Source organism: Streptomyces sp. NPDC005722 (genome assembly GCF_040630935.1).
Lineage (GTDB): Bacteria > Actinomycetota > Actinomycetes > Streptomycetales > Streptomycetaceae > Actinacidiphila.
This window is the reverse complement of record NZ_JBEXYN010000052.1, coordinates 49,912-57,545: the sequence shown is the minus strand read 5'-3', so window position 1 is coordinate 57,545 and position 7,634 is coordinate 49,912. Positions and strand designations below refer to the sequence as shown.

Genomic DNA, 7,634 nt, shown 5'->3' with positions numbered 1-7,634 from the left:
CCGATGCCGGCAACGGCACCGGCACCGGGACGCACGTACCGGGTCCGCGGGGCTCCGCCTCCGCCGCTCCCGCCGCCGCCCCCACAGGGGGCGGGGGCGGGGGCCGGGACCGCTACCTCGACCTGCTCCGCGCCCTCGCCCTGGTGCGGGTGGTCGTCTACCACACCTTCGGCTGGGCCTGGCTGACCCTGCTCTTCCCCTCCATCGGCATCATGTTCGCCCTGGCCGGGTCCCTGGCGGCGCACTCGCTGCAGCGGCCCGCGCTGTCCGTGGTGCGCGGCCGGCTGCGGCGGCTGCTGGTGCCCTTCTGGCTGTTCGCCGCGGCCGTGACCGTCCTGATGCTGCTGCACGGCTGGCGGCCGCACTCCTGGCACCGGATGCTGCTGTGGATCCTGCCGCTGGCGGACCCGCCCGGCACCGCCTGGGCCGAGCAGATCATCGCCCCGCTCTGGTACATCCGCACCTACCTGTGGCTCGTGCTGCTGTCCCCGTGGCTGCTCAAGGCATTCCGCGCGGCGCCGCGCTCCTGCCTCGCGGCGTGCGGCGCACTGGTCGTCCTCGCGCAGTACGACCGGCTGCCGATCGCCGAACCCGCCCTCACCCCGGTGGTCGACCTCGTCACCTTCGCCGCCTGCTGGCTGCTGGGCTTCGCGCACCGGGACGGCCTGCTGGACGCCCTGCGGGCCCGCACGGTGGTCGGCGCGGCCGCGCTCTGCCTCCTCGCGGGCGGCTGGTTCGCGTACGCCCACCCCACCGACGAGGGCATCGACCTCGGTGAGATCCCGCTGGCCCAGGCGCTGTGGTCGGCCGGTTTCGTCCTCCTGCTGCTGCGCTTCCGGCCGCGCCGGATGAGCCGGGTGCCCGGCGCCGACGGAGCGGTCGGACTGCTCAACGCCCGCGCCGTCACCGTCTACCTGTGGCACGAGGTCGCGCTGTTCGCCAGCGTCCCGCTGATCGACCTGATGTGGGACGTGCCCTTCTTCGAGGCCCATCTCCCGCTGGACGCGACCTGGTTCCAGTTCCTCGTCGTCTGGCCGCTGATCGGCGCGGCCGTCGTCCTGGTCGGCTGGACCGAGGACCTCGCCTCCCGGCGCCGCGCGCGCCTGTGGCCGGCGGGCGCCGGGAAGCGCGGCGGAAAGCGTGGTGGCAGGCGCGGCCGGCGCGCCCGCGGCCGCGCCGCCGGGGCCCGCTGAGTCAGCTCGGCGCCCGGACGTCGTCCGTACCGGGACCGGAACCCGTCCGGTCCCGCCGGCCGGGCAGCAGGACGACGCCCGCGGCTCCGCCGAGCAGCCAGACCAGGAGCATCGGCGTCGTCCGGCCGAGCACGAGCAGGGCCGGGAAGGCGACGAGCGTCCCCGTGAGCACGACCGCCGCCGCCCGCCGGACGGTTCCGCCCTCCGCCCATTCGGCGCGGAGCACGCCGGAGCGCCGCCAGCAGGTCCACAGCCCCACCCCGGCACCGAGGACTGCGAACGCGGCCAAGGGAAGGGGCGTCCGGGGCATCGGCTCCGGCGCAGCCGGGTCCCGGACGAGGTCGAGCAGGCCGGTGACCAGGTCCAGCGGTCCGACGAGGGCGAACACCCCGGCGACGAAGCGGACGAACCCGACGCCCACGACCGGGGGCCGGTCTCCACCGAAGGGCACCGACCGTGCGGACATCGCGTGGAAGCGACGCGCCGCACCGCGGAAGTCGGTCGCGACGATCCAGCCGAAGCCGCTCGCTCCGAGCCCCCAGACCACCGAGAAGAACGCGCCGCCGACACCGCCGTCTGCCATATGGACTCCTCCCCCTGCGCCACCGCCCCCTGCGCCACCGCCACGGCGAGGGTGGCAGGTCCGCGGGCCCGCGGGCATTGCCCGTTCCCGGCAGTGTTCTCGCGCGTCCGACGCCGGATCGGCGGCGAACGGCGCCCGGACCGGCCCCGGCGCACGGACCGGCCTGCGCACGTCGCCGACGGCGTCCACCGCCCGGTGACCGCCTGCCCCGGCTTCCGGGCACCCACCGCGGAACCTGCGGGCAGGGCCCCCGTGACCCCGCGCCTCACGGGCCGCCGCGCAGCCGGCGGCCCTTGTCGACGACGCGCTGGACGGCGTCCGCCATGAACTCCTCGGCCGCGCGCACCTCGTGGGCCGCGCCGAGCAGGCCCGCGGTCCTGGCGAGGAGGCGTTCGGTGTCCTCGTAGCCGCGGGCCCGCAGCCGTTCGAAGGTCGCGGGTGAGAAGTCCAGCAGCCCGCTGGGGGTGCCCAGGGCGCCCTCGGGGGTGAGCGGGCGGGACGGGCGGACGCGCAGCAGGGTCAGCCCGGGGTGCTCGATCTGCCGGACCGTCTCGCCCGGGGCGAGCTGCACGACGATGACGATGTCGCAGTGGTCGAGGTCGGCCAGCGCCCGGATCGGCGTGTTGTCCCGGCCGAGCATGCCGTCGCGGTAGTACTCCCCCGCGACCTGGCGCGGCGCGAACAGGAACGGCAGCGCGGCGCTGCCCAGCACGGCCTCCTTGATCTGCGCGTGCTCCAGGCCGTTGAGGTGCAGGATGCGCGAACGGCTGCCGAGGAGGCCGGCCAGCCACTCGGCGGCCATCTGGCCGGCCCGCAGGTGCGGCAGCGGGTGCGGGGCCAGGACGGGGTACGCCGCGACCCGCATCGTGACGGCCGCGGGGTGCCGCAGCGCGGCCGCGTCGATGGCGTCGTCGGCGAGCCGTTCCAGGTCGCCGTGGGCGCCGAGGAGGCGGGCCACCCGGGGCGCGAGGTTGCCGAACCTCTGCAGCAGCGACTCGGGGACGGGCCCGTCCGGGCCGGCGCCGGAACCGAACGGGGCGTCGCCCATGCGGGAGGTGAAGTCCCGCCAGAGTGCCGCCAGCCGCGCCGCCCCCTCCCGCAGGGACGGCGCGCCGGCCAGCGCGACCCCGTTGAGCGCGCCGATGCTGGTCCCGGCGATGGCGGTGATCCGTGCGCCGTGGTGGGCCAGGCACTCGACCGCGCCCACCTGGTAGGCGCCCTTGGCGGCGCCGCCCGCCAGTACCAGCCCGAACCGGTGCGAGGCCGTCCCCTGTGCGGTCTCCCACCGGTCCGGCGCCGGTACCACCCCCGTGCCCGGGCCCGCCGCCGTGCCGTACTCCGGCAGCGGCGCCGACCCGATGCCCGCGGCGCGGCGCCGCAGGTCCCCGAAGCGGTCCGGCCGCGGACCGCCCCCGTCGTGGGGCCCGATGCCCGGACCGGGTCCGGCGGGCCCCGTGCCCCCCGCCCCCCGGACCTCCCCCTGGTGCTCAGGCATCGGGCCCTCCCCCTTCCCCCGTCCCCCGTCGCTTCTCGGTCTCGGTGCGCAGCGCGGCGCGCGCCTGGCGGGCGGCGTCGGCCTGTTCGTGGACGACGCCGCGGACGAACTCCTCGTGGGTCACCGCCGGTACGTGGCCGCAGTCGCGCCGGGCGTCCTCGACGGCAGCCCGGGCCGGGTCGTCCGGACGGCGCGCGGGCGGCCGGGTGGACAGGTCCAGCGCGCGGGCGACGGCGTAGCCGATCGGCCGGTGCGGCGGCCGGAGCCGGGCGGACAGGCCGATGCCGGCGACCTCGGCGACCATCCGCCGCTCGTCGGGGTCCGGCATGTCGGCGATGATCCGCTCCAGCAGGGACCGCACCGGCCTGCGGTGCGGCACGGGGAGCGGATCGGCGGCCGGGGTGCGGCCGCCCGGGGCCGGCCGTGGGCCCCGGGCGCCGCGTGCGGTCTCCTCCGCCACCCGGTAGGCCGGCGCCGGGGGCGTGGGCGGCCCGGGTTCGGCCACGGGCCTGGCCGGCCAGTACGCCTCCGCCCCCGCCGCCGCGCGGGGGTCGGCGAGGATGTCGTCGGCCAGGCGCTCGCGCCAGCCCTCGTCGCCCGTGACGAACTCGTGCAGCCCCTGCCGCCCGGTCGCGCACTCCCGGGCCAGCAGCAGCACCTGGCACGGCCACGGCAGCCCGGCGTAGGCGCCCTGGTGGCGCCAGCGCCGTACCGCCGTGTCGCCGTCGGCCCAGGCGGACTGCCACAGTTCGGTGGCGAGCACCCGCCGGTCCAGCTCCAGCAGGGCGCGGGCGTGGGTGTCCAGGATCCGCTCGTGGCCGTCGAGGCGTTCGTCGATCTCGGCGAACCTGCGGTCCACGGCGTCGATGAACTCGGCCAGCACGGCCGCCAGTTCCCGGATCTCCCGGAACGCCTGACGGTTGGCCTCGCGCAGTTCCAGCACGCTGTCCTGCAACTGCTCGACCTCCATGGCGAGCAGGCCCACCGTGAGGTCGGTGAACGCGAGGTGCCGGGCGGTCTCCTGGGCCCAGGCCACCATCCGGCGCTGGGTGAGGGCGAGCGCGGCCTGCGACTCCAGGGCGCGCTGCCGGTCCTTGCGGTTCCAGCCCAGGATGACCCGGCTGAAGAAGCCGTGCTCGACCCGGGCCGCGGTCAGGTTCTCGGCCGTCTCCAGGCCGTCGACGATCTCGGCCAGTGCCCGGTTGCCCGCGATCGGGATGCGCCTGCGCAGTTCCCGCAGGTCGACGTCGCGCACGGCGGATCAGCCCTTCCCGCCGCGCAGGGCGAACACCGTGGGCTCCAGGACGCGCAGTCCGGCCGCCCGGTACGCGGGGCACACCACGAACGCGACGGGCCGCCCCGGCTCGCAGGTGGGCCACAGGATGTGGTGGTCGGGGTCGGCCGTGGTGCCGGCGGGGAGGTCGAAGACGAACTCGACGGGGTGGCCGGTGGCGGCCATGGCCCGCAGCAGGTCGCCCGCCTCCTGCCCGACCCGGTCCAGCAGCCTGCGGCCGCGCCGGTCCGGCTCGATCCGGCCGCCGTCGGTGACGATCCGGTTCAGCTCCGCCAGGTCCGGCTCGCCCGTGCCGGTGCCGAAGAGCGCGCCGCACATCTGCCGTACCAGTTCGGCCTCCCGCAGCACCACGTCGCCGCCGCCGTCGGCGGCGGTGCGCGGGCCGATCACCTCGGGGAGGCGCTGGGTGAACAGCGCCTTGAGCCGGTCGGCGAACGCGTAGTGGCTCAGGGCCCGTTCGTCGGTCAGGTCGGTGCGCTCGCTGACCTGGCCGGCCCGCATGAGGTCCAGCACCTCGTCGTGCTCGGCGAGCCTGCGCGCCGCTGCCTCGGCCGCCGCCTCGCCGGCCCCGATGCGTGCGGAGAGGGAGTCGTGCAGGCGCGACAGCCCGTCGATCCGGCTGAGCGCCGACTCCACGCGCCCGGCCAGCTCCTCCAGTGCGGCCTCGGCGGCCTCGGCGCGGGCGGGGAGCCCCGTCAGGGCGCCGATCCGGGCCCCGAGGCGGGCCTCGCGGCGGGCGGTGTCCTGCTCCAGCGCGGTCAGCCGGACCTCCAGCTTGTCCAGTTCGGCGATCCGGTCCAGCAGTGCGGACAGCCGCTCCCAGTCGGCGCGCGGCACCGCCACCGTCGCGGGGGTCCTGGCGGGTGCCGTGCCGGAGCCCGCCCCCTGCCGCTGCGGCAGCGGCTGCCGCTGTCCCTGTCCCGGCCCCTGTCCCTGCCCCTGCCCCTGCCTCCGGTCCTGTTCGTGGTCCGGCCCCTGGTCCTGCCGTGGTGGCGTCCTCGGCGGGGTCCGCCGCTCCGCCGTACCGGCACCGCCGTCACGGCCACCACCACCGTGCCCGGCGCCGGTGCCCTCGCCGTCCCCACGGTCGCCGGCGGGTGTCGCCGGCTCCGGCTTCCGGAACCAACCGCGCATGCTGTCCCCCTCCTCCTCGGCGCGTTCCTCGCTGTCGTCCGCACCGCTCATCTGCCGTCGTCCCTACATACGGTCGAAGTCGACACGGACCTTGTGGCTGCCGCCGGTCGCCGGGTCGAAGGCCTCCACCTCGATCTCGGAGCGGCCGAAGTAGAACAGCAGCCGGATCGGCCGCTCCCGCAGCGGCCGCCCCACGGTCTCCCCGATGTCGACGGTGAGCCGGCCGATCTCCTCGCAGCCGTCCTCGTCCACGTAACGGGGCTCGGCCTTGACGGTGCGGTGGATCCGCAGCTCGATCTGGGTCTGGTCCTCCCGGGTGGGGAGGATGGTGAACGGGAACGCGTCCTTCACCCGCACGCTGTCCAGCCGCCGCACGGCCACCGCGAAGCGGCCCACGCAGAGGATGTCGCCGTCGTCGTCGCGGAACATCCGCATCGGCGAGTCGACGCTCTCCTCGAACAGCTTCGAGGTCTCGAAGCCGTAGGTGTACTTGGCCTGCCGCGACAGGAACACCCGCGGGTTGTAGGCGAAGTGCGTGGCGCCCTCCAGCACCGCCAGCGCCGGGTCCGGCGGCACCAGGATGCGGTGCCGGGACCCGAAGTGCCGGTGCATGCGCTCCCGCAGCCACTGGGACTTGGCGAACCCGCCGACCAGGACCAGCGTCTCCGACCCCGTGGCGCCCGCCCCCGCGGCCTCCCCGCTGGTGCGGCGGATGGCGGCGAGCTGCTCCTCCACCTTGTCCAGGATGCCCTCGACCACGCTGTCCAGGAGGACCTCCACCTCCTCCGGCGCCAGCACCAGCCGCTGCGGACGGCCGCCCGCCTCCTCCGTCAGCCGGGCCCTGGTCCCCTCGTCCAGCAACTGCCACACGGTGACGGGCAGGTCGATCCGGACGGTGTCCATGATGTGCGGGGTGCCGTCCTCGTCCCACTCCACCTCCGCGGTGGTCTTGGCCCGCTCCCACTGCTCGGACAGCTCCAGCAGGTCCCCCGAGTGCTCCCGCTCCAGCCGCTTGAGCAGCTCGGGACCCAGCCGCTTGCCGAGGGCCTGCTCGCGGAAGGCCTGGTTGACGTACTCCGAGCCCAGCCGGCCGCCGGTGGCCACCCCGATCTCGCGGAGCGCGATGAGCTCCGCCGCGTCGCTGGAGGTCTCGTACGCCGTGATGTCCACGGTGCCGCCGCCGCAGTCGACGACCATGAAGCGGAAGCCGTCCACGTTCAGCTGCAGCCGGTCGCGCAGGCCCGTGCCGTCGGTCAGGTCGGCCATCCGCAGGTAGCAGTAGAGCGCCGCGGCCTCCGGCTCGATGGACGGCAGCAGCCGCTCCGGGTCGTCGGGGAAGCCGGCCTCCACCGCGGCGCGCCGCATCGCGGCCCGGTCCTCGTCGTCCCAGATCGCCGGGACGGTGATGCACCAGCGGATCTCCCGCTCGGCGTAGCCCGCGTCCTTGACCTGGGCGACGGCCAGTTCCCTGATCTCCCGCAGGTAGGCCGTGATCAGCTCGCGCACCCGGCCGCGGTCGCCGAGGTCGACGATGCCGCCGGTGGTCGGCATGTCCACCGGGCCGCCGTCGTCCTTGAGCGCCATCTTGAACGCGTAGGCGTAGCCCAGGCCGTCCGTGCGGCCCGCGTCGGAGGCCTCCGACCACTGCTTGCGGGCCTTGTGGCCCCAGGCCACCGTGGTGCCCTCCGCGTCGACCAGCAGCGCGGTCAGGTTCTTCGGGTAGTCCACACGGTGCTCGGGGAACCGGCTGTAGAAGGTGATCCGCCGGGACTGCGGATCGTCGTTCAGCGGGGTCACCACCGACCAGGCGAAGCCGGTGCCGTGCGTGCCGAAGTCGACGGCCGCCACCACCTTCGGCCTGGCCGCCGCCCCTGGCGTCCCGAAACCGCTCATCGGTCAACTCCCCCCGGTCGAGGGGCGTCCGTACCCGCCCCG

At 75.8% G+C, this 7,634-nt stretch carries 6 protein-coding genes; 1 reads left to right on the top strand and 5 read right to left on the bottom strand.

The window, feature by feature from the left end; all coding sequences use genetic code 11:
* On the top strand, positions 1 to 1,193 hold a 1,193-nt coding region (locus ABZ479_RS36265), incomplete at its 5' end, for an acyltransferase family protein (RefSeq protein ID WP_500465522.1).
* Position 1,194: 1 nt separating this feature from the next.
* Here ABZ479_RS36265 and ABZ479_RS36260 read toward each other — a convergent pair.
* The 5 genes from ABZ479_RS36260 to ABZ479_RS36240 form a co-directional block, all read right to left on the bottom strand.
* Positions 1,195 to 1,776: a hypothetical protein gene (locus ABZ479_RS36260; protein WP_500465521.1), complete on the bottom strand. Its 582-nt coding sequence runs from the start codon at positions 1,774 to 1,776 to the stop codon at positions 1,195 to 1,197.
* Positions 1,777 to 2,041: 265 nt separating this feature from the next.
* Positions 2,042 to 3,271, bottom strand: coding sequence for a patatin-like phospholipase family protein (locus ABZ479_RS36255; RefSeq protein ID WP_500465520.1), 1,230 nt, complete (start codon positions 3,269 to 3,271; stop codon positions 2,042 to 2,044).
* Positions 3,264 to 4,526: a hypothetical protein gene (locus tag ABZ479_RS36250; protein WP_499598434.1), complete on the bottom strand. Its 1,263-nt coding sequence runs from the start codon at positions 4,524 to 4,526 to the stop codon at positions 3,264 to 3,266. The genes ABZ479_RS36255 and ABZ479_RS36250 overlap by 8 nt, the downstream gene beginning before the upstream one ends.
* A 6-nt stretch (positions 4,527 to 4,532) precedes the next feature.
* Positions 4,533 to 5,750, bottom strand: a complete 1,218-nt coding sequence (locus tag ABZ479_RS36245; RefSeq protein ID WP_500465519.1) for a hypothetical protein — start codon at positions 5,748 to 5,750, stop codon at positions 4,533 to 4,535.
* Between the two features lie 12 nt (positions 5,751 to 5,762).
* On the bottom strand, positions 5,763 to 7,592 hold the full coding sequence (locus tag ABZ479_RS36240) for an Hsp70 family protein (protein WP_500465518.1): 1,830 nt from the start codon (positions 7,590 to 7,592) through the stop codon (positions 5,763 to 5,765).
* Positions 7,593 to 7,634: the final 42 nt, after the last annotated feature.